Source organism: Methylobacterium sp. 142-1Y, from assembly GCF_057747795.1.
In genome coordinates this window covers 2,069,256-2,090,111 of the sequence record NZ_CM173224.1, presented here as the reverse complement: position 1 = coordinate 2,090,111, position 20,856 = coordinate 2,069,256, and the positions used below count along the sequence as shown (strand labels likewise).

The following is a 20,856-nucleotide window of genomic DNA, read 5'->3' as shown; positions in this document are numbered from 1 at the left end:
GAGACCTCCTTCGAGGTCAGTCGATCTTCGATCGACTGACGCCTCAGGATGAGGTCGTTGGTAGGAGATTTGCGTCGGTTATTCTTGGCAGATGAACCTGTTGTAACCGATACTCACTCCTTCGCCAGCGCATCCGCGAAGGCCGCGATGCGGTTGCGGGCATAGGTCGGCAGGCCGGCGCTGATCGAGGTGCCGGTATTGAACGAGGAATTGCCCATCAGCACCTGGGCCGGCAGCAGGTTGCGCAGGACCGGGACGCGCTCGTATTCCTTCTTGCGGTCGAGCACGTCGGCCTTGATGCCGAGCGTCATGTAGGCGGTGACCACCGTCTTGTCCGGGTCGCCGGCCACCGGCTGCATCACCGCCAGGAACTTGCCGAAGCGCAGGATCTGGTTGACCCAGAAGATGTTCTGCTCCATCGCGCCGGCCACCGGCGCCTCGATCTTGGTGAGCTGGACGAGCTTCCCCGCCTCGTCGGGCGGCAGCACCCGCAATTCGCTCTGGAACGAGACGTATTCGGCGATTTTCTTGCCCCCGTCCTCCAGCTTGTTGGCGAGCTTGACCCCGAGCGGCAGCTTGCCTTCGAGGTCGTAGCGCGATTCGATGCAGGTGGTGTCGGGCGCCTCGCACCACGGCCGGTCGGGCCGGCGGGCGAAGGCGGCGGCCGGGTCCTTGGTCGGGGTCGCGTCGGCCGGGTTGAGGGTCTTGTGCTTGATCGCCGGGTCCATCCGCGACAGGAACGGGATCGTGGCGAAGCGCTTCAGGTCGATGCGGTCGGCCGCCCGCGGCACGATGAACCGCGCCTCGGCGACGTAGACCTTCAGCGCCTCGTGCCGGGGCTTGGCCACCCCGTTCACCGTCTGGACGTAGTCGGGCTCGACGTAAGCGGGATAGGGCGCGAGCAGGGCCTTCTGGGCCGGGCTGCGCTTGCCCCACTCCGTGAAGGGTACCAGCCCGCTCTCCGGGCTCGCCGGATTGTCGCGGTGATCGGTGAACGCGATGGTGTTCGGTGCGAGTCCCGCCGGATCGAGGCTCGTCACCGCCGGCACGTCCTTGGTGCGGTACTCGGCGTATGCGGGGGAGGCCGCGAGCGTCGCGGCGAGCACGAGCGGAAAGAGGCGCAGGCGCGCCGTCGGGCTGTCACGCACGGGTTTTCGTCCTGGTTGGTTCGGGTCAGTAGGTCGGGTCTTCACCGAACGGGTAGTCGGGGTCGCGCCGGCGCGGCCGGCGGACGACCTCGTCGTCGTCGCCGAAGGGCGAGCGGCTGCGCGCGCCGGGCCAGTACGGCTCGGGCGCCGGGACCGGTTGGGCGCGGCGGGCATAGGGCTGCGGATCGGACCGGCCGAACAGGCCGCCGAACGGATCGTAGCGGTCGGAATCCGGCGCCTCGTCGGGCATGCGGCCCGGGTTCTCGCCGGGGAGGCCGCCGTCCAGCGCGTCGCCGTCCTGCTCGCTGTCCGGCCGCATCGCGTAGATCTGCTCCTGCGGCACCAGCTTGAAGCGGGTCTCGGCGAGGCGGCCATCCACCGAGAGGCGGAAATGCTCCATGAAGCCGCCGCCGGCCACCCGCTGGCCCGAGCGCAGGTCGATCGGCGCATCGGCGATCAGCCCCTTGGCCTCCGGGCTCGGGCCGGTGAGCGGCGTCTTCGGCACCCCGTTGGCCCAGGCGGCCTGGAGCACCTGGGCGAAGATCGGCACCCCGAGATGGCCGCCGGTCTGTCCGCGTCCCAGCGTCCGGCGCTTGCCGTCGGCATTGTCGTAGCCGACCCAGACCACGATGCTGATCTCGTTGGTGAAGCCGGAGAACCAGGCGTCGTTCTCGTCCTCCGAGGTGCCGGTCTTGCCGGCGACGTACGGCGAGAACCGGGCGAGCGCCGCGGCCGTGCCGCGCTGGGTCACCCCCTGGAGGATGCTCTTCAGCTGGTAGAACGCCACCCGGTCGGCCGAGCCGATGCGGGCGAGCGGCCGATCGGCATGCTGGTAGAGCACCTTGTCGCCCTGCGTCACGCTCTCCAGCCCGTAGGGCGAGGGCCGCTCGCCCTCGTTGGCGACAGCCGCATAGAAGGCCGCGAGATCGATCATCCGCACCGGCTGGGCGCCGAGCACGAACGGATAGTAGCGCTCGCACTCGGCGTAGAGCTGGGCTTCGAGCGCGATGTCGCAGACCTTCTGGAGGCTCGCCGGGGCCTTCTCGGCGATGCCGCCGCGCAGGAGCTGGGCGGTGACGAGGTTCTTCGAATGCTCCAGGCCGCGGCGCAGGGTGGTGGGGCCGGAGCCGCCGCCCTCGTAGTTCTTAGGCGACCACGAATCACCCACTCCGCCGATCGGCGGCAGCGTCACGCGGGCATCCATCACCAGGGTGTTGGGCTGCAGGCCCGCATTGAGCGCGGCGAGATAGGTCAGGGGCTTGAGGGTCGAGCCGGGCTGGCGCACGCTCTGCGTCACCCGGTTGAGCTGGCTCAACGGATAGGAGAAGCCGCCCGCCATGGCGAGGATGCGGCCGGTGCGGTTCTCCATCACCAGCACGGCGCCCTGGACCTGCGGGCGGACGCGCAGGTCGGCCCGCGGGACGCCCTTGCCGTCCCACAGCTTCACCCGCACCACGTCGTAGGGTGAAAGTCGCCCGCGGGCCGCGCCCGGGTTCAGGCTCGCGACCCGCCCGTCGGCGAGGCCGACGCGTACCCCGGCCGAACCGCCGGTGGACAGCACGATCGCCGCCGGCCAGTGCACGTCGTAGAGCGGCAGGCGCGCCGTCTCCAATGCCCGCTGCCAGGCGGGCTTGGGGCCGGCGGGCTTCAGGCCGGCGGGCTTGGCCACCTTGGGCTGCTTGTGCCCCTTCTTGCCTTTCGGCGCGGGCTCCGGGGGAGGGGCGGGAGCCGGCTCCGGCGCGGGAGCCGCGGCCTCGATCCGGCGCACGGCATCCGCGAGGTTCGCCTCCGGCCCCTCGTAGCGGGCACGGCCGGTCGAGGCCTCGTAGCGCGACAGGCTCTCCTGCAGGATGCCCTCGGTCGCCTCCTGGAGGCCGGCATTGAGGGTCGAGCGCACGGTGTAGGCGCCGGCCGTCAGCGAATCGAGGCCGGCCAGCGTCCGCGCCTCGCGGGTGAGATGGTCGACGAAGTGGAAGCCGGCATCCTGGCGCAGGCGCTCCAGCGGCGCGAGGCCCAAGGGGGCGGCGAGCGCCGTATTCATCTCGGCTTCCGTGATCGTGCCCTCCTCCTTCATGCGGGTGAGGACGTAGGCGCGCCGCTCCCGCGCCCGCTCGGGGTAGCGGTCGGGGTTGTAGAAGTTCGGGCCCTTCGGCATCCCGCCGAGGAGCGCCGCCTCCGCCACGTTGAGATCCCTGACGGATTTGCCGAAATAGCTGCGCGAGGCCATCTCGACGCCGTAGGCGCCGCGTCCGAGATAGATCCCGTTGAGGTAGAGGCCGAGGATCTCGGGCTTCGTCATCACCCGCTCGGCCCGGGCCGCGACGATCATCTCGCGGATCTTGCGCTCGTAGGTGACGTCGTCGCCGACGGAGAGGTTCTTCACCACCTGCTGGGTGATGGTCGAGCCGCCCTGCGGCCGTCCCGGCGAGGCGAGGTTGCCGATGAAGGCGCGGATCACCCCGCGCTCGTCGATGCCGTGATGGGTGAGGAAGCGCTTGTCCTCGGCGGCGATGAAGGCCTTCTGAACCAGCGGCGGAATCTCGCCGATCGGCACCGCGACCCGGCGCCCGTTGGGCTCGAAGGTCTCGGAGAAGCGGTTGCCGCGGCCGTCGAGGATCGTGGTCGCGCCCGGCAGCCGCAGGGTCTTGAGGGCGTTGGCGTCCGGCAGGTCGGTGACCGCCTTGTTGTAGAACTCGATCACGTCCCGCGCCACGAAGGGCGAGTTCGCCGGGTTCTCGCCCTTGCAGAACTGCTTGTAGCTCGTGTTCAGCTCGCCGATGTCGAGGCCGTGCAGCAGCTTCGATTCACCCGCGACCGCCTTCGGATCCTCCATCGCGGTCGAGATCAGGTCGTCGAGGTTGATGTCCTCGATGTCGAAGGCCTTGCGCATATGGGCGCAGCCGTCGCGCAGGAGTTGCACCACCTCCGGCCCGTCCTTCGCCGGATCGAACTGCGTCCGGATCGCGTCGGGACGGGTGGTGACCTGACTGAGCGTCAGGGCCGTGGCAAACAGCTTGATGAGGATCGCGTTCATCGATGACCGGAGGGCCGGGGGCGCCCGTGGGAGAGACCCGGCGAGACAAGCGCCTGGCGGGATGAACCGAGCCTGGACAACGCGGCTGTTTTAAGGACGCGGCGGGGTGGCTGTTGACGGCGCGGCACCCTCCACAGGCTCCGGCCGCAGGCGCCGGAGCGCGAAGGCCGCGAACACCCCGACGAGGCAGAGCGCGAGGCCGAACCAGGTGAAGGCGTATTGCAGGTGGTTGTTCGGCAGGTCGACCCGGAGCTGCCCGCCCTTCGGCCAGCCGCCGGGATTGGGCGTCGCGTCGGCCTCGATCAGGTAGGGGGCGACGCCCGTCAGCCCCTTGGCGGCGGCGATGCCCGGAACGTCGCGGTTGAACCACTCGCCGGTCTGCGGGTTCGGCGCCGGCACGAACATCCCCCGCGCCTCGCTCTGGCGCAGCATTCCGGTGATCGTGGTCTCGCCCTCGACCTGGCCGGCGGCGCGGCGGGCGACGTCCTTCAGCTCGGTCGGAACGAAGCCGCGATTGACCAAGACCGTGCGGCCGTCGTCGAGGCGCAGCGGGGTGATCACGTAATAGCCCTGGAGCGCCCGGCCGGGCGTGTCGCCGGGGGCGAGGCCGTGGACCAGCGTCTCCTTGTCGTTGAGGAGACGGCCGCTGGCGCGCACCCGCTCGAACTCGTCCCGGGCCGGATCGAACCGGTCGAAGGCCGGAAGCGCCGCCGGCGGCTCGATGCGCGAGCGGGCGACGATCCGGTCGATCAGCGCCTCCTTCCAGGCCTTGCGCTCGAGCTGCCAGACCCCGAGGCCGATCAGGATGCAGAAGCACACCAGGCTCGCGAGGGCGGGAGCGACGAGGTCGCGCAAGGCCGCGCGCCGCTCCGCCGGGCTCAAGGCGCTCACCGGAAGCGGCCCTGGGCGGCCTTGTTGGCATATTGCAGCGCCGCCATCATGCCCTTGAGCGGGCGGACCAGGATCAGGCTCAGCACGATCGAGAGCGGCGCCCAGAGCAGGGCATGGACCCACATCGGCGGCTCGTAGGCGAACTCCACCCACATGGCGAGCGCCACCACCACGATGCCGACGATCGACATGACGAAGAAGGCCGGGCCGTCGGCGGAATCGATGAAGCGGTAATCGAGCCCGCAGACCTCGCAGGACGGGCGGAAGCTGAGGAAGCCCTTGAACAGATGCCCCTCGCCGCAGCGCGGGCAGCGCCCGCGCAGGCCCACGGTCGCCGGTGAGTCGACGGTGCGGTTGTGCTCCATGGGCCTGGCTCCTGAGCGATTACGCGCGATGGTCCCGATCTGGGAGTCGCGCACCATAAGAAAAAGGGCGGCTTGCGCCGCCCTCTCATGATCCTGGTGCAGCCGGAGGCCGTCAGTGCGCCGCAGCGTGGCCGACGCCCGAGCCCCAGACGTAGATCGCGGCGAACAGGAACAGCCACACCACGTCGACGAAGTGCCAGTACCAGGCGGCGAACTCGAAGCCGAGGTGCTGCTTCTGGGTGAACTGGCCGAGATAGGCCCGGTACAGGCAGATCGCGAGGAAGATCGTGCCGATGATGACGTGGGCGCCGTGGAAGCCGGTCGCCATGAAGAACGTGGCCGAGTAGATGCTGCCCGAGAAGCCGAAATGGGCGTGGCCGTACTCGTAGGCCTGGACGAAGGAGAACAGCACGCCGAGGGCGATGGTCAGCCACAGGCCGTACTTCATCCCCTTGCGGTCGTTGTGCAGGAGAGCGTGGTGGGCCCAGGTGATCGTGGTGCCCGAGGTCAGCAGGATCAGGGTGTTGAGCAGCGGCAGGTGCCAGGGGTCGAAGGCCTCGACGCCCTTCGGCGGCCACAGGCCCCCGGTGAACTCGACCCGCGAGGCCTGGATCGGGTCGGCGGTGTAGAGCGCCGCCTCGAAATAGGCCCAGAACCAGGCGACGAAGAACATCACCTCGGAGGCAATGAACATGATCATGCCGTAGCGGTGCGACAGCTGCACCACCCGGGTGTGGTCGCCCGTATTGGCCTCGTGGGTGACGTCCCGCCACCAGCTGAGCATGGTGTAGAGCACGCCGAGCAGGCCGGCGAAGAACACGTAGGGGCCGAGCGCCATGTTGGCGACGGTCAGGCTCTTCATCCACAGGACGGCGCCCGTCGTCATCGTGAAGCCGCTCATCGAGCCGATGAGCGGCCACGGGCTCGGATTGACGAGGTGGTAGTCGTGGTGCTTCCCGTGCGCCTCGGCCATCGTGTCGGGTCTCCTGCCTGGTCTCGAACCGGTCGCGCCCCGCGCCGGCCGTGGATCTTGGTGTTCGGGAGGCGGCTCGTTCCCCCGGCGCCGCGGCGTCCCCCGCCCACGGCTGTCCACGGTCACGCTTTAATGCCGCCCCGGCGGATTTGTCACCTCGTCAATTGTCCCATCCCGTCAATTGGGCTTGGTCCCCCCCGGCGTCGCGAGGGCGGCCTGCGGCTGGCCGTTCTTCGACGCGAAATAGGTGTAGGACAGGGTCATCTCGGTGAGGTCGCGGGTGTTCGAATCGGCCTTGATGCCGGGCTCGACGTAGAACACCACCGGGAAGTCCATGGTCTCGCCGGGCTGGAGCGTCTGCTCGTTGAAGCAGAAGCACTGCACCTTGACGAAGTAGCCGCCGGTCAGCCCGGGCTGGAGGTTGAAGGTGGCGATGCCGGTGCTCGGCGTGGTGCCGGTATTGGTGACGCGGAAGAACACCGTCTGGGTCGCGCCGAGCCGGGCCTCGACCTGCGGCGTCTCCGCCACGAAGCGCCAGGGGAGGCCGGGCGCGACGTTGGTGTCGAAATGCACCACCATCGTGTCCTGGCTCGCCGGGCCGCTGGCGGCAGCGCCCCGGAGCGGCGTGCCGTCATAGCCGGTCGCCTTGCAGAACAGGTCGTAGAGCGGGACGAAGGCGAAGGCGAGCGCCGTCATCCCGACCACCAGCCCGAGGCAGGCGAGCGCCGTGGTGCGGGCCTTCTTCTGCATCTGATGACGCGGATCGGTCATGACGGCATCGCCTCGCGGATCGTCACAGCGGCCGGTTGAGGACCTGGGGGCCGAGCTTGGCGATCGTCAGCACGTAGAAGATCAGGACCAGGGCGGCGAGCACCATCGCGATGGCGATGGAGCGCTTGCGCCGGCGCTGGACCTCGTCGGGGGTGAGTTGCTGGGGCACCGGACTCATCACTGCGTCACCGAGGGGAGGGCGGCTTCAGCCGAAGACCGGCCGGAACAGCCCGAGGCCCTGTTCCGCCAGGAGGGCGGAGAAGAGCAGGAACAGGTAGAGGATCGAGAAGCCGAACAGGCTCATCGCCGCCTTGTTGGCCGCCTCGCCCTCGCGCCGGCGCAGCACCTGGACGCTGAGCGCCACCATGGCCAGCCCACCGACGAGGCCGACGACCCCGTAGATCAGGCCGCCGAAGCCGAGGAAGACCGGGGCGAGGCCGAGCGGGGCCAGCAGCACCGAATAGGCGAGGATCTGGCGGCGGGTCGAATCCGGCCCGGCGGTGTTCGGCATCATCGGGATGCCGGCGCGGGCGTATTCGCCGGCCTTGACCAGCGCCAGCGCCCAGAAATGCGGCGGCGTCCAGATGAAGATGATCAAGAACAGGACCGTGCCCTCGATCCCGATCGACCCGGTGACCACCGCCTGGCCGATCATCGGCGGGAGCGCGCCGGCGGCACCGCCGATCACGATGTTCTGCGCCGTCGAGCGCTTCAGCCACATCGAGTAGACCACGGCGTAGAACACGATGGTGAAGGCGAGGAGCCCCGCCGACAGCCAGTTCGCCGCCAAGCCCAGCACCAGCACCGAGCCGACCGAGAGGGTGAGCCCGAAGGACAAAGCCTCGCCCGGCTGGATCCGCCCGGCCGGGATCGGCCGGGTGCGGGTGCGGGTCATCACCGCGTCGATATCGGCGTCCCACCACATGTTGAGGCAGCCCGAGGCGCCGGCCCCGACGGCGATCATCAGGAGCGAGATCGCCCCGATCACCGGGTTCACGTGCGACGGCGTCACTGTCATGCCGACGAGGGCGGTGAAGATCACCAGCGCCATCACCCGGGGCTTCAGGAGCGCGAAGTAATCCGCGACCTCGCCGCCGGAGCTGTTCGCCTCGACGAAGGGACGGTCGGAGATCGCGCTGTTCGACAGGGTGGTCATGCTGGGTGTCGCGGCCATCGTGTGAGGGTTTCGCGTGCGAGGGTGTCGGGTATCGCGCTCCTCGCCGGAACGCCCGCCAGGCGCTCGGGGGAAGAGCGGGGGCCGCGCTCGGGCGGCCCCCTCTCGGATCGGTCAGTGGGCGTGGGACGGCTCGTCCACGATCACCGGCAGGGTCTCGTACTGGTGGAAGGGCGGGGGCGAGGACAGGGTCCACTCGAGGGTGGTGGCACCCTCGCCCCACGGGTTGTCCGCGGCTCGCTCCTTGGAGCGGAAGGCGAGCACCACGCCGATCACGAACACGACCATGCCGAGGGCGAAGATGTGACCGCCCATGGTGGCGACCCAGTGCCAGCCCGCGAAGGCCTCCGGATAGTCGGCATAGCGACGCGGCATGCCGGCGAGGCCGAGGAAGTGCATCGGGAAGAACAGCACGTTGGCGCCGATGAAGGCGAGCCAGAAGTGCAGCTTGCCGGCCCATTCCGGGATGATGCGGCCGGTCATCTTCGGGAACCAGTAGTAGACACCGGCGAAGATGATGAACACCGCGCCGAGCGACAGCACGTAGTGGAAGTGCGCGACGACGTAGTAGGTGTCGTGCAGGTAGCGGTCGACGGCGGCGTTGGCCAGGATCACGCCGGTGACGCCGCCGACGGTGAACAGGAACACGAAGCCGACGGCCCAGTGCATGGCGGCGGTGAAGCGGATCGAGCCGCCCCACATCGTGGCGATCCAGGAGAAGATCTTCACGCCGGTGGGGACCGCGATCACCATGGTGGCGAACACGAAGTAGGACTGGGTCTGGAGCGTGAGGCCCACGGTGTACATGTGGTGGGCCCACACCACGAAGCCGACGACGCCGATCGCCACCATCGCGTAGGCCATCGCCAGGTAGCCGAAGACCGGCTTGCGCGAGAAGGTCGAGATGATGTGCGAGACGATGCCGAAGGCCGGCAGGATCATGATGTAGACTTCGGGGTGGCCGAAGAACCAGAACAGGTGCTGGTACAGGATCGGGTCGCCGCCGCCGGCCGGGTCGAAGAAGGTCGTGCCGAAGTTGCGGTCGGTCAGCAGCATGGTGATCGCGCCGGCCAGGACCGGGAGCGACAGCAGCAGCAGGAAGGCGGTCACCAGCATCGACCAGGCGAACAGCGGCATCTTGTGCAGGGTCATGCCCGGCGCGCGCATGTTCAGGATGGTGGTGATGAAGTTGATGGCGCCGAGGATCGAGCCCGCGCCCGACAGGTGCAGGGCGAAGATCGCGAAATCGACGGCCGGGCCGGGATGGCCGGCGGTGGAGAGCGGCGGGTAGACGGTCCAGCCGGTGCCGGCGCCGACCGCGCCGGGGGCGCCCTCGACGAACAGCGAGCAGACGAGGCTCATGAAGCCCGCGACCGTCAGCCAGAACGAGATGTTGTTCATGCGCGGGAACGCCATGTCCGGCGCGCCGATCATCAGCGGCACGAACCAGTTGCCGAACCCGCCGATGAGGGCCGGCATCACCATGAAGAACACCATGATGAGGCCGTGCCCGGTCACGAACACGTTGTAGGTCTGCGGGTTGGAGAAGTACTGCAGGCCGGGGGCCTCCATCTCCATCCGGATGCCGAAGGACAGGAACGCGCCGACGATGCCCGCCGAGAAGGCGAACAGCAGGTAGAGCGTGCCGATGTCCTTGTGGTTGGTCGAGTTGAACCAGCGCGTGAAGAACGGTGGGGTGTGGTCGTGGGCGTGGTCGTGCCCTGCCGCAACGGCTTGAGCCATGGGGTCAGCCTCTTCGAGGAATGTCTCGGTCGGTCTGTCGAAAGGGGCGGAGCGCGCCGACGGCGGCACCCCGCATCATGAAATCAGTCGGCGTTCGCGAAGCGGATTACTTCGCTTCAGCAAACTTGGCGCCGCCGTCGGTGCGGGCGAACTTGGTCTTGGCCTCGGCGGTCCAGGCCTGGAAGGCCTGCTCGCTCACCACCTTCACGGTGATCGGCATGTAGGCGTGGCGCTGGCCGCACAGCTCGGAGCACTGGCCGTGATAGACGCCCTCGCGGTCGGCCTTGAACCAGAACTGGTTGAGGCGGCCGGGGATCGCGTCGATCTTGAAGCCGAAGGACGGCATCGCCCAGGAATGCATCACGTCGGCGGCGGTGACCTGGATCTTCACGATCTTGTTCACCGGCACCACCATCTCGTTGTCGGTGGCGAGCATCTTGGGCTGGCCGGACTTCACCTGGTCCTCGCCCTCGAGCAGGTTGGCGTCGAACTTGAAGCCGCCGACCGCCTCCGGGTACTCGTAGGACCAGTACCAGGCGTGCCCGATGACCTTGACCATCAGGTCGGCCTTCGGGTCGGAGAGCTGCGTGCGCAGCACCCGGAACGACGGGATCGCGATCGCCACGAGGATCAGCACCGGGACGATCGTCCAGGCGACCTCGAGCATCGTGTTGTGGGTGGTGCGCGACGGGGTCGGGTTCTTCGTCTCGTTGAACTTGACCACCACCGCGATCAGCAGGGCGAGCACGAACAGGACGACGACCAGCATGATCCAGTTCAGGAGGTGGTGGAAATTGTAGATTTCCGTCGCCACCTCGGTCACGGGCTTCTGCAGGTCCATCTGCCACGGCACCGGCTGGCCGATGCCCGCCGCCGACACGGCCGTGGCGGTGCCGAGGAACCCGGTCGTCGCCAGCGCCGCTGCGCCTCCCCAGAAGCCCCGGCTCAACCGCCGGCCTTGCGCCCTCGCCATCCCCATCTGCCCTCGATGCTCCCCAACAGGCTGTGTGCCGGCAACGGCTGCCCGCGCGTCGGGAGCGCCGTCCTGTCTCGGTCGTAGGATGCCGGCCCGCCGCCCTGCGGCCGGAACCCGGCCGAGACCCGGTCAGGCGTCTCTCACCACAATGCCGCCGCAAGCGCAACGGCGTTGGCGTCGCATCGGCGTTCCGAATTCGCCTGTGGACACTGGACATTCGTCTTGATGCTCGAATGATTCCGCGAAACCGTGCTCGGCCTCGCAGGGCCGTTTCGAGCCGCTGGACGTGACCTTGACCCTTCGATGATCGACCGTCTCGAGTTCATCCTGGCGCTCGCCCGCGAGCAGCATTTCGGCCGCGCCGCCCAGGCCTGCGGGGTGTCGCAGCAGACCCTCTCGGCGGGGGTCAAGCAGCTCGAGGAGCGGCTGGGTGTGCTTCTCGTGCAACGCGGCTCGCGCTTCCAGGGATTCACCCCGGAGGGCGAGCGGGTGCTCGACTGGGCCCGGCGCATCGTCGGCGACGCCCGCGCCATGCGCCAGGAGGTGGCGGCCCTGCGCCGTGGCCTCTCGGGCACGCTGCGGATGGCGGCGGTTCCGACCGCGACCCCGATGGTCGCCGCACTCACCACGCCGTTCCGCGCCCGCCACCCGGCGGTGCGCTTCTCGGTGCAGTCCGCGACCTCGCACGAGATCATCCGACAGATCGCCAATCTCGAACTCGATGCGGGCCTCACCTACATCGAGGACGAGCCATTGGGGCGCGTCACGGCGCTGCCGCTCTACCGCGAGCATTACCGCCTGCTGACCGCCGCCGACGGGATCTATGGCGGACGCGCGAGCGTGACCTGGGCCGAGGTCGGCCGCATCCCGCTCTGCCTGCTCACGCCCGCGATGCAGAACCGCCGCATCATCGACCGCCACCTGCGCGCCGCCGGCGCCGAGCCGGCGCCGCTGCTCGAATCGAACTCGATGATCGTGCTCGTCACCCATGTGCGCACCGCCAAATGGGCGAGCATCATGCCGGCGGCTTTGGCCGAGACCTTCCGGCTCACCGAGCGGGTGCGGGCGGTGCCGATCACCGATCCGGACGTCAGCCACATGATCGGCCTCGTCGTCCCCGAGCGCGATCCCATGACCCCGCTCGTTACCGCCTTCCTGGCCGAGGCGCGGGCGATTGCGCCGGACCTGGCAGCGGAAGTGGCGGCGCTCTGAGCATTGGGGTCGAACCGTGCACGGGGTACCCTGTATTTCGATGCATCGGCAGGCAGATTGCGCGGTTCCCAAGCATATTCTGCCGATATGGGCCGCTTTCGCCGCACGATCTGCGATCGATCGGGGCCTGATCCGCGGGGAGATGCTTGATGGCGTCTGTCGTTTTCGGTCTTGATATAACACGTTAAACGCGCGATGTTAATCCAGGCTTATGAATGGTGCCGCTGAATTCTGCGCCTGCAGGACGGACCGGCCGAGGCCTCCCATGGTGCGATTGTCCCATCTCAAGATTCTCCCCAAGATCGTCGGGGCGGTGGGGCTGATCGGCGCCCTGCTCGGCGGCAGCCTGTGGTACGCGCAGTCGCAGCTCGCCACGATCAACGCCGATTACGGCGCCTTCCTGCGGCACGAATCCAAGGCGGCGGCGAACATGCGCCAGCTGAACCGCCTGATCTTCGACATGAACTACCGGGTCTTCCGCATCGCATCGGAGACCGACCAGAAGCGGATCGAGTCGGACGGCCGGGCCTTCGAGGCGGCGATCCCCGAGATCGCCCGGGTGCTGGCCGACCTGCGCGTCCAGGCACCGGCCTTCTCCGCGCGCATCGCCGCGCAGGCGACCCGGGCCGAGGCCTACATCAAGGCCGTGTCCCAGGTGCTGCGGCTCGGCCGCGAGAACAAGAACTGGGAGGCGATCGACCTCGCGCACGAGACCGTCGACCCGACCTTCGATGCCATGGTGGAGGAGGGCAAGGCGCTCGCCCGCGACATCACCCAGGCGGTGGATCAGGGTGCGGCGCGGCTCGACGCCGAGACGGCGGCGACCCGCTTCCACCTGCTCCTGTCGGGCATCGCCGCCCTCCTGGCCGGACTCACCGCGGCGGCGCTCATTGCGGTCGTCGGCATCACCCGGCCGCTGCGCGGCCTCGTCGGCGTGCTCGAGCGCATGGCGCGGGGCGAGATCGACGCCCGCATCGGCGCGGCGTCGCGGCGCGACGAGGTCGGGGCGGTCGCCCGGGCGGTCGAGGGCATCAAGGCGATGGTCGCCCGCAAGGCCGCCGAGGAGGCGGAGGTCCGCCGCCGTGCCGACGAGGCCGCCGCAGGCGCGCGCCGGCAGGCCATGCTGGATCTCGCCGACGGCTTCCAGGGCGCCGTCGGCGGCATCGTGCATCAGGTTTCGGCTTCGGCGGCCGAGCTGCAGGCGACCGCCCGGACCATGACCGCCACCGCCACGGAGACGGCGGGCCGGTCGACGACCGTCGCGGCGGCCGCCGAGGAGGCCGCCGTCAACGTCAACACCGTGGCGGCGGCGGCCGAGGAACTCGGCGCCTCGGTGCACGAGATCGCCCGCCAGGTCCAGGGCTCGGCCGAGCTCGCCCAGGCCGCCGTGCACGAGGCCGACCGGACCGGGCAACTGGTACAGGCCCTACGCGAGACCTCGGGCCGGATCGGCGAGATGGTCGGGCTGATCTCGACCATCGCCAGCCAGACCAACCTTCTGGCGCTGAACGCCACGATCGAGGCGGCGCGGGCCGGCGAGGCCGGCCGCGGCTTCGCGGTCGTCGCCGCGGAGGTCAAGCAGCTCGCCACCCAGACCGGCCGGGCGACCGAGGACATCGCGCGCCAGGTCGGCGAGGTCCAGAGCGTCACCGACCGGGCGGCGGCGGCGATCGGCGGGATCACCGGACGCATCCGCGAGATCGACAGTGTGGCGACGTCGATCGCCGCGGCGGTGGAGCAACAGGGCGCGGCGACGCAGGAGATCGTCCGCAACGTGAGCCAGGCGGCGACCGGCGCCGGCGAGGTGACGAGCAACATCACCGGGGTCGCCCACGCCTCGGAAGAGACGGGCGCGGCGGCACGCCGGGTCCTGTCCTCGTCCACCGACCTGTCGCGTCAGTCCGAGCACCTGGACGCCGAGGTGCAGCGGTTCCTGGCGACGGTGCGGGCGGCGTAGGACGCCGATCTCGGAGGACATCACGACCGACGCTGGGCGCTCCCGGCCGGCACCGGGATCGCCCCGGGGACGCGGAAAGCCTGCGCCTGCCCTTGCGTCACCCGTGAACCGGACGGATCGGGCGTGGGCGGCAGAGCGGCAGGCTCTCCTCTCCCGACTTCACGATCGACAGTCCTGGATGTTGGGCTTCGCCGCGCGGTCCCGGAACGAGGATGGCGATGTCGTCGTCCGCCGGCGTGATCGAGCGGGTTGCGGCTTCGTAAAAAGACGATGTGGAGCGCGCATGTCTCGTCAGGATGCGCTGCGTCACTTCCGGGCGTTCCGATGATCCCGGAAATTCCGCCCGTCCCGAAGACGTGGGCGCAACGCCCCCGTCCGCCGATCACCGCTTCCGCCCGATGCCCGGAACTTTCGTCGTAGGGATCGCGCTCACACCTTCTTTCTCGTTCGTAAATACCGGTTTTAACAAAAATTCCCTGTCGTGCCACCGAACCACGCGCTTGATCAGATGGCCTAGACCGCCCAGGCTGCACCCTAGAACGACAACGATCTGGGTTGGAAACCGATGTCGGGCCGAGACCTTGGCCGCGCGAGCGCATACGAATCCTGGGACGCCGAGCGGGCGGCCGGGATCATCGCCGGCCATGCGCACCGCGAGGGCGCCACCCTGCCGATCCTGCACGCCTTGCAGGAGACCTTCGGCTACGTCGATACCGCGGCGGTGCCGCTGATCGCCGAGGCGCTGAACCTGTCGCGGGCGGAAGTCCACGGCTGCCTCACCTTCTACCACGACTTCCGCAAGGAGCCGGCGGGCCGCCACACCGTGAAGCTGTGCCGGGCCGAGGCCTGCCAGGCGGTGGGGGCCGACGCGCTCCATGAGGACGTGCTGCGCCGCTACGACGTCGCCTGGCACGGCACCACCCGGGACGGGCAGGTGACGGTCGAGCCGGTCTTCTGCCTCGGGCTCTGCGCCTGCGGCCCGGCGGCGCTGATCGACGGCGAGCCGGTCGGCCGCCTCGACCTCGACACCCTGGCCGATGCGCTGACGGAGCGGGCCGCGTGAGCATCACCCTCTATCTCCCGAAGGATGCTGCGAGCCTCGCGCTCGGCGCCGACCGCGTCGCCAAGGCGATCCAGCGCTCGGCGCAGGCCCGCGGCCTCGACGTGACGCTGGTCCGCACCGGCTCGCGCGGCATGCTGTGGCTGGAGCCGCTGCTGGAAGTCGAGACGCCGGAGGGGCGCATCGCCTACGGACCGGTGCGCCCGGGCGACGTCGAATCCCTGCTCGATGCCGGTCTGGTCGAGGGGGGAGCGCATCGCCTGCGCATCGGCCGGCCCGAGGACCAGTCCTATTTCGCCCGCCAGCAGCGCCTGACCTTCGGCCGCTGCGGCGTGATCGATCCGGCCTCGGTCGAGGATTACCGGGCCCATGGCGGCTATCGCGGGCTCGAAGCCGCGCTGGCGGCCGGGCCCGCCGGCACCGTCGAGGCGGTGAAGGCCTCGGGGCTTCGCGGCCGGGGTGGCGCCGGCTTCCCGACCGGCATCAAGTGGAACACGGTGATGCTGGCGCAAGCCGAGCAGAAATACGTGGTCTGCAACGCCGACGAGGGCGATTCCGGCACCTTCGCCGACCGGATGCTGATGGAGGGTGATCCCCTCACGCTCATCGAGGGCATGACCATCGCGGCGGTCGCGGTGGGCGCCACCCGCGGCTACATCTATTGCCGCTCCGAGTACCCGCACGCGTTCGCGGCGCTCGAGACCGCCATCGCGGCGGCGGAGTGGGCGGGCTTCCTCGGCGCGAACGTGATGGGCTCGGGCCACGCCTTCCACCTGGAAGTGCGGTTGGGCGCCGGCGCCTATATCTGCGGCGAGGAGACCTCGCTGCTGGAGAGCCTGGAGGGCAAGCGCGGGCTCGTGCGGGCCAAGCCCCCGATCCCGGCGCTCAAGGGCCTGTTCGGCCAGCCGACGCTGGTCAACAACGTCCTCTCCTTCGCCGCCGTGCCGTGGATTCTGGAGCATGGCGGTCCGGCCTACGCCGCCTACGGCATGGGCCGCTCGCTCGGCACCCTGCCGATCCAGCTCGCCGGCAACGTCAAGCGCGGCGGCCTGATCGAGACCGCCTTCGGCCTCACGCTCCGCGAAGTGATCGAGGATTTCGGTGGCGGCACCGCTTCGGGCCGCCCCTTGCGCGCCGTGCAGGTCGGCGGGCCGCTCGGGGCTTATTTCCCGGAATCGCTCCTCGACACGCCGCTCGACTACGAGGCCTTCGCGGCGAAGAAGGGCCTGCTCGGCCATGGCGGCATCGTGGTGTTCGACGACACCGTCGATCTCGCGCGCCAGGCCCGCTTCGCCTTCGAGTTCTGCGCCGCGGAATCCTGCGGCAAGTGCACGCCGTGCCGGATCGGTGCGGTGCGTGGGCTGGAGACGATCGACAAGGTGCTCGCCGGCGAGTCGCCCCGCGAAAACCTCGCCCTCGTCACCGACCTCTGCGAGGTCATGACCGACGGTTCGCTCTGCGCCATGGGCGGGCTCACGCCCGTGCCGGTGATGAGCGCGCTCACCCATTTCCCGGAAGATTTTTCCGGCCGCGGCGCCAAGCTGCCGCTGGCCGCCGAGTGAGGACGCAACGAATGGCCCTCATCAAGGAAATCGACTACGGCACCCCGATCCGCGTCTCCGACCAGAGCGTGACGCTGACGATCGACGGCCAGAGCGTGACCGTGCCCGCCGGCACCTCGGTGATGGCGGCGGCGATGCATGCCGGAACGCAGATCCCGAAGCTCTGCGCCACCGATTCGCTCGAACCGTTCGGCTCGTGCCGCCTCTGTCTCGTCGAGATCGACGGGCGCCGCGGCACGCCGGCCTCCTGCACGACGCCAGCCGAGAACGGCATGGTGGTGCATACGCAGTCGGACAAGCTCGCGCGCCTGCGCAAGGGGGTGATGGAGCTCTACATCTCCGATCACCCGCTCGACTGCCTGACCTGCTCGGCCAACGGCGATTGCGAGTTGCAGACCCAGGCCGGCACGGTGGGCCTGCGCGAGGTGCGCTACGGCTATGACGGCGCCAACCACGTCTCGAAGAATTCCGAGCTGTACCTGCCGAAGGACGAGTCGAACCCGTACTTCGCCTACGACCCGTCGAAGTGCATCGTCTGCAACCGCTGCGTCCGGGCCTGCGAGGAGGTGCAGGGCACCTTCGCGCTGACCATCGCCGGCCGCGGCTTCGATTCGCGGGTGGCGGCCGGTCCGACCGACTTCTTCAATTCTGAGTGCGTCTCCTGCGGCGCCTGCGTGCAGGCCTGCCCGACGGCGACGCTTCAGGAGAAGTCCGTCATCGCGATGGGCCAGCCGGAGCATTCCAAGGTCACGACCTGCGCCTATTGCGGCGTCGGCTGCGCCTTCAAGGCCGAGATGCAGGGCGACCGGATCGTCCGCATGGTGCCCTACAAGGACGGCAAGGCCAACGAGGGCCATTCCTGCGTCAAGGGCCGCTTCGCCTACGGCTACGCCACCCACAAGGACCGCATCACCAAGCCGATGGTGCGTGACAAGATTACCGATCCCTGGCGCGAGGTGTCCTGGGAGGAGGCGATCCAGCACGCGGCCTCCGCCTTCAAGCGCATCCAGGCCCAGTACGGCCGTGATTCGATCGGCGGCATCACCTCGTCGCGCTGCACCAACGAGGAGGCCTACCTCGTCCAGAAGCTGGTCCGCGCCGGCTTCGGCAACAACAACGTCGATACCTGCGCCCGGGTCTGCCACTCGCCGACCGGCTACGGCCTGATGTCGACGCTCGGCACCTCGGCCGGCACCCAGGACTTCAAGTCGGTCGAAGATTCCGACGTGATCCTGGTGATCGGCGCCAACCCGACTGACGGCCACCCGGTCTTCGGCTCGCGGATGAAGAAGCGCCTGCGCCAGGGCGCCAAGCTGATCGTGATCGATCCGCGCCGGATCGACCTCGTCAAGTCGCCCCACATCAAGGCGACGCACCATCTCCCGGTCAAGCCGGGCGCCAACGTGGCGATGGTCAATGCGCTCGCCCACGTCATCGTGACGGAGGGCCTGATCGACGAGGCTTACGTCCGCGAGCGCTGCGATCTCAAGGATTTCGAGATCTGGGCCCGGTTCATCGCCGACGAGCGCCACGCGCCTGAGGCGGTGCAGGAACTCACCGGCTGCGATCCGGCCGAGGTGCGGGCGGCCGCCCGGCTCTACGCGACCGGCGGCGCGGCGGGCATCTACTATGGCCTCGGCGTCACCGAGCACAGCCAGGGCTCGACCATGGTGATGGGCATGGCGAACCTCGCCATGGCCACCGGCAACATCGGCAAGCCGGGCGCGGGCGTGAACCCGCTGCGGGGCCAGAACAACGTCCAGGGCTCCTGCGACATGGGCTCGTTCCCGCACGAGCTGACCGGCTACCGCCACGTCTCGGACGACGCCACCCGCGAGACCTTCGAGGCCCTGTGGGGCGCCGAACTCTCGCCCAATCCCGGCCTGCGCATCACCAACATGCTGGACGAGGCCGTCGCCGGCACGTTCAAGGGCCTGTACATCCAGGGCGAGGACATCGCCCAGTCCGACCCCGACACACACCACGTCACCGCCGGCCTGCGCGCCATGGAGTGCATCGTCGTCCAGGACCTGTTCCTGAACGAGACGGCGAAATACGCCCACGTCTTCCTGCCCGGCGCCTCGTTCCTGGAGAAGGACGGCACCTTCACCAATGCCGAGCGGCGGATCAGCCGGGTGCGCCAGGTGATGGCGCCGATGGGCGGCTACGGCGACTGGGAGGGCACGGTGCTGCTCTCCAACGCGCTCGGCTACCCGATGAGCTACACCCATCCGTCGCAGATCATGGACGAGATCGCGTCCCTGACCCCGAGCTTCGCCGGCGTCTCCTACGCCAAGCTCGAGGAGCTCGGCTCGATCCAGTGGCCCTGCAACGACAAGGCGCCGCAGGGCACGCCGATGATGCATGTCGACCGCTTCGTGCGGGGCCTCGGCCGCTTCATGCTCACCGAGTTCGTGCCCACCGACGAGCGCACGACCCGCAAGTTCCCGCTGGTGCTCACCACCGGCCGGATCCTGTCGCAGTACAATGTCGGGGCGCAGACGCGGCGGACCGCCAACTCGCTGTGGCATCCCGAGGACGTGCTGGAGATCCATCCCTTCGACGCCGAGACCCGCGGCATCGTCGACGGCGACCTCGTCAGCCTGGAGAGCCGGTCCGGCGACATCGCCCTGAAGGCGCGGGTCACCGAGCGGATGCAGCCGGGGGTGGTCTACACCACCTTCCACCACGCCAAGACCGGCGCCAACGTCATCACCACCGACTACTCGGACTGGGCGACCAACTGCCCCGAGTACAAGGTGACGGCGGTGCAGGTTCGGCGTACCAACCGGCCCTCCGATTGGCAGGCCCGGTTCTATGAGGAAGACATCTCCCTCACCCGCATCGCCCAGACCCTCGATGCCGCCGAATAACGGTCTCGCGACCTGTCATCCCGTCCCGATCCGGACCGTCGCCTATGGCCGCGGCGAGGACCGGGACGGGGAGCGGTCGCTCGCCGTCGAAATGCCGGTGAACGTGATCTACGGCGACGTGCCCTACGCCGTCATGATGACGACACCGGCGGATCTCGCCGATTTCGCCTACGGGTTCAGCCTGACCGAGGGGATCGTGGCCAACGCGGCCGAGATCCGCGGCGCGCGGGTCGAGACCGGGGAGGGGGGCCTTCGCCTCGTCGTCGACCTCGTCCCGGGCCGCCTGCGCGAGCACCTCGCCCGCAAGCGGGCGCTCTCGGGCCGCACCGGCTGCGGCGTCTGCGGCATCGACGACCTGAAGGACATCCCGAAGGCCGACCGGAAAGCGGCGCAGGGCGTCACGGTCTCCCTCTCGGCGGTCGAGCGGGCGGTTCAAGCCCTCGACGACCTCCAGGTGCTCGGCCGCGAGACCCGGGCGGTCCATGCCGCGGCCTGGGCTACCTGCGAGGGTCGCGTCGCGATGGTGCGCGAGGATGTCGGGCGCCACAACGCCCTCGACAAGCTGATCGGCGCGCTCCTGCGCGCCGGCACGCGACCCGAGGACGGTTTCCTCGTCATCACCAGCCGGTGCTCGTTCGAGATGGTCGAGAAGGCCGCGAGCTTCGGCGCCGCCGTGCTGGTGGCGATCTCGGCCCCGACCTCGCTCGCCGTCGAGCGCGCCGCCAAGCACGGCTTGACCCTGGCGGCGATCGCCCGCCGCGACACCGTCACCCTGTTTACCGCGCCCGAGCGCCTGATCGTTCCGTGAGTTGTTTGTAATGAGCGCCGCCGATCCCGCCGAAAAACTCGTCCGCATGGCAAACCAGATCGCCGCCTTTTTCCGCTCCTACCCGGAGGACGAGGCGGTGGCGGGCATCCACAAGCACATCGTGGCGTTCTGGACCCCGCGCATGCGCGAGCAGCTCGCCGCCTATTGCGGCGAGGCCGATCACGGCCTCGATCCCCTGGCGCTGACCGCCCTTGAGGTCACCCCGAAGGCCCGCGCCCCGATCCCGGACGCGGTGACCGACCCGCACGAGCAGGGATTGGGGGCGAGCGACGCGGGGTGAGGCGACGG

Annotated in this window: 18 protein-coding genes; 7 read left to right on the top strand and 11 right to left on the bottom strand. The window is 69.2% G+C overall.

Annotation, left to right across the window (positions count from 1 at the left end; genetic code table 11):
* Positions 1–113: 113 nt before the first annotated feature.
* The 10 genes from AC3AOF_RS09580 to coxB form a co-directional block, all read right to left on the bottom strand.
* A complete protein-coding gene (locus AC3AOF_RS09580; RefSeq protein ID WP_488348337.1) occupies positions 114–1,148 on the bottom strand; it encodes a hypothetical protein in 1,035 nt (344 codons plus the stop codon).
* 25 nt (positions 1,149–1,173) lie between these two features.
* Positions 1,174–4,182, bottom strand: a complete 3,009-nt coding sequence (locus AC3AOF_RS09575) for a penicillin-binding protein 1A (RefSeq protein WP_488348336.1) — start codon at positions 4,180–4,182, stop codon at positions 1,174–1,176.
* A 90-nt stretch (positions 4,183–4,272) separates the two neighbouring features.
* Positions 4,273–5,073, bottom strand: a complete 801-nt coding sequence (locus tag AC3AOF_RS09570) for an SURF1 family protein (RefSeq protein WP_236992185.1) — start codon at positions 5,071–5,073, stop codon at positions 4,273–4,275.
* Entirely contained in the window at positions 5,070–5,438 is a 369-nt protein-coding gene (locus AC3AOF_RS09565) for a DUF983 domain-containing protein (RefSeq protein ID WP_236992184.1), read from the bottom strand. The genes AC3AOF_RS09570 and AC3AOF_RS09565 overlap by 4 nt, the downstream gene beginning before the upstream one ends.
* A 112-nt stretch (positions 5,439–5,550) precedes the next feature.
* Entirely contained in the window at positions 5,551–6,411 is an 861-nt protein-coding gene (locus AC3AOF_RS09560) for a cytochrome c oxidase subunit 3 (protein ID WP_236992183.1), read from the bottom strand.
* Between the two features lie 177 nt (positions 6,412–6,588).
* A complete protein-coding gene (locus AC3AOF_RS09555) occupies positions 6,589–7,182 on the bottom strand; it encodes a cytochrome c oxidase assembly protein (protein ID WP_488348335.1) in 594 nt (197 codons plus the stop codon).
* Between the two features lie 22 nt (positions 7,183–7,204).
* Positions 7,205–7,360 carry a hypothetical protein gene (locus AC3AOF_RS09550; RefSeq protein ID WP_203154411.1) on the bottom strand — a complete coding sequence of 52 codons (156 nt, stop codon included), beginning with the start codon at positions 7,358–7,360 and terminating at the stop codon, positions 7,205–7,207.
* Between the two features lie 27 nt (positions 7,361–7,387).
* Positions 7,388–8,338: a heme o synthase gene (locus AC3AOF_RS09545; protein ID WP_236992912.1), complete on the bottom strand. Its 951-nt coding sequence runs from the start codon at positions 8,336–8,338 to the stop codon at positions 7,388–7,390.
* Positions 8,339–8,470: 132 nt separating this feature from the next.
* Entirely contained in the window at positions 8,471–10,099 is a 1,629-nt protein-coding gene (gene ctaD, locus AC3AOF_RS09540; protein WP_236992181.1) for a cytochrome c oxidase subunit I, read from the bottom strand.
* Positions 10,100–10,205: 106 nt separating this feature from the next.
* The gene (coxB, locus tag AC3AOF_RS09535) at positions 10,206–11,078 is read right to left on the bottom strand and encodes a cytochrome c oxidase subunit II (RefSeq protein WP_236992180.1); all 873 of its coding nucleotides are present in this window, start codon (positions 11,076–11,078) and stop codon (positions 10,206–10,208) included.
* Positions 11,079–11,378: 300 nt separating this feature from the next.
* Between coxB and AC3AOF_RS09530 the strand changes: the two genes are divergently transcribed.
* Together AC3AOF_RS09530 and AC3AOF_RS09525 are read left to right on the top strand one after the other, a co-directional pair.
* A complete protein-coding gene (locus tag AC3AOF_RS09530; RefSeq protein ID WP_236992179.1) occupies positions 11,379–12,287 on the top strand; it encodes a LysR family transcriptional regulator in 909 nt (302 codons plus the stop codon).
* A gap of 265 nt (positions 12,288–12,552) precedes the next feature.
* Positions 12,553–14,244 (top strand): methyl-accepting chemotaxis protein, encoded by a 1,692-nt coding sequence (locus AC3AOF_RS09525; protein ID WP_488348334.1) that lies wholly within the window; start codon positions 12,553–12,555, stop codon positions 14,242–14,244.
* A 97-nt stretch (positions 14,245–14,341) separates the two neighbouring features.
* On the opposite strand, the gene AC3AOF_RS09520 is transcribed toward AC3AOF_RS09525, so the two are convergent.
* Entirely contained in the window at positions 14,342–14,554 is a 213-nt protein-coding gene (locus AC3AOF_RS09520; protein WP_488348333.1) for a hypothetical protein, read from the bottom strand.
* 255 nt (positions 14,555–14,809) lie between these two features.
* Between AC3AOF_RS09520 and AC3AOF_RS09515 the strand changes: the two genes are divergently transcribed.
* From AC3AOF_RS09515 to AC3AOF_RS09495, 5 genes are read left to right on the top strand one after another with little or no spacing between them, the layout of a single operon-like run.
* Complete coding sequence (locus tag AC3AOF_RS09515; RefSeq protein WP_236992176.1) at positions 14,810–15,307, top strand: formate dehydrogenase subunit gamma; 498 nt, start codon at positions 14,810–14,812, stop codon at positions 15,305–15,307.
* The gene (locus AC3AOF_RS09510) at positions 15,304–16,866 is read left to right on the top strand and encodes a formate dehydrogenase beta subunit (RefSeq protein WP_488348332.1); all 1,563 of its coding nucleotides are present in this window, start codon (positions 15,304–15,306) and stop codon (positions 16,864–16,866) included. Before AC3AOF_RS09515 ends, AC3AOF_RS09510 begins: the two co-directional genes overlap by 4 nt.
* A gap of 11 nt (positions 16,867–16,877) precedes the next feature.
* Positions 16,878–19,739 carry a formate dehydrogenase subunit alpha gene (gene fdhF, locus AC3AOF_RS09505; RefSeq protein WP_488348331.1) on the top strand — a complete coding sequence of 954 codons (2,862 nt, stop codon included), beginning with the start codon at positions 16,878–16,880 and terminating at the stop codon, positions 19,737–19,739.
* A complete protein-coding gene (gene fdhD, locus AC3AOF_RS09500) occupies positions 19,726–20,547 on the top strand; it encodes a formate dehydrogenase accessory sulfurtransferase FdhD (RefSeq protein WP_236992173.1) in 822 nt (273 codons plus the stop codon). The genes fdhF and fdhD overlap by 14 nt, the downstream gene beginning before the upstream one ends.
* A 46-nt stretch (positions 20,548–20,593) precedes the next feature.
* Positions 20,594–20,848 (top strand): formate dehydrogenase subunit delta, encoded by a 255-nt coding sequence (locus AC3AOF_RS09495; protein ID WP_442919325.1) that lies wholly within the window; start codon positions 20,594–20,596, stop codon positions 20,846–20,848.
* Positions 20,849–20,856 lie beyond the last annotated feature (8 nt).

Bases quoted from the DNA above. Each gene is read 5' to 3' on its own strand.
- AC3AOF_RS09565 (WP_236992184.1), bottom strand. From the start codon at position 5,438: ATGGAGCACAACCGCACCGTCGACTCACCGGCGACCGTGGGCCTGCGC.
- fdhF (WP_488348331.1), top strand. From the start codon at position 16,878: ATGGCCCTCATCAAGGAAATCGACTACGGCACCCCGATCCGCGTCTCC.
- AC3AOF_RS09545 (WP_236992912.1), bottom strand. From the start codon at position 8,338: ATGACCACCCTGTCGAACAGCGCGATCTCCGACCGTCCCTTCGTCGAG.
- ctaD (WP_236992181.1), bottom strand. From the start codon at position 10,099: ATGGCTCAAGCCGTTGCGGCAGGGCACGACCACGCCCACGACCACACC.
- AC3AOF_RS09530 (WP_236992179.1), top strand. From the start codon at position 11,379: ATGATCGACCGTCTCGAGTTCATCCTGGCGCTCGCCCGCGAGCAGCAT.
- AC3AOF_RS09555 (WP_488348335.1), bottom strand. From the start codon at position 7,182: ATGACCGATCCGCGTCATCAGATGCAGAAGAAGGCCCGCACCACGGCG.
- coxB (WP_236992180.1), bottom strand. From the start codon at position 11,078: ATGGGGATGGCGAGGGCGCAAGGCCGGCGGTTGAGCCGGGGCTTCTGG.
- AC3AOF_RS09575 (WP_488348336.1), bottom strand. From the start codon at position 4,182: ATGAACGCGATCCTCATCAAGCTGTTTGCCACGGCCCTGACGCTCAGT.
- AC3AOF_RS09560 (WP_236992183.1), bottom strand. From the start codon at position 6,411: ATGGCCGAGGCGCACGGGAAGCACCACGACTACCACCTCGTCAATCCG.
- AC3AOF_RS09525 (WP_488348334.1), top strand. From the start codon at position 12,553: ATGGTGCGATTGTCCCATCTCAAGATTCTCCCCAAGATCGTCGGGGCG.
- AC3AOF_RS09515 (WP_236992176.1), top strand. From the start codon at position 14,810: ATGTCGGGCCGAGACCTTGGCCGCGCGAGCGCATACGAATCCTGGGAC.
- AC3AOF_RS09495 (WP_442919325.1), top strand. From the start codon at position 20,594: ATGGCAAACCAGATCGCCGCCTTTTTCCGCTCCTACCCGGAGGACGAG.
- fdhD (WP_236992173.1), top strand. From the start codon at position 19,726: ATGCCGCCGAATAACGGTCTCGCGACCTGTCATCCCGTCCCGATCCGG.
- AC3AOF_RS09550 (WP_203154411.1), bottom strand. From the start codon at position 7,360: ATGAGTCCGGTGCCCCAGCAACTCACCCCCGACGAGGTCCAGCGCCGG.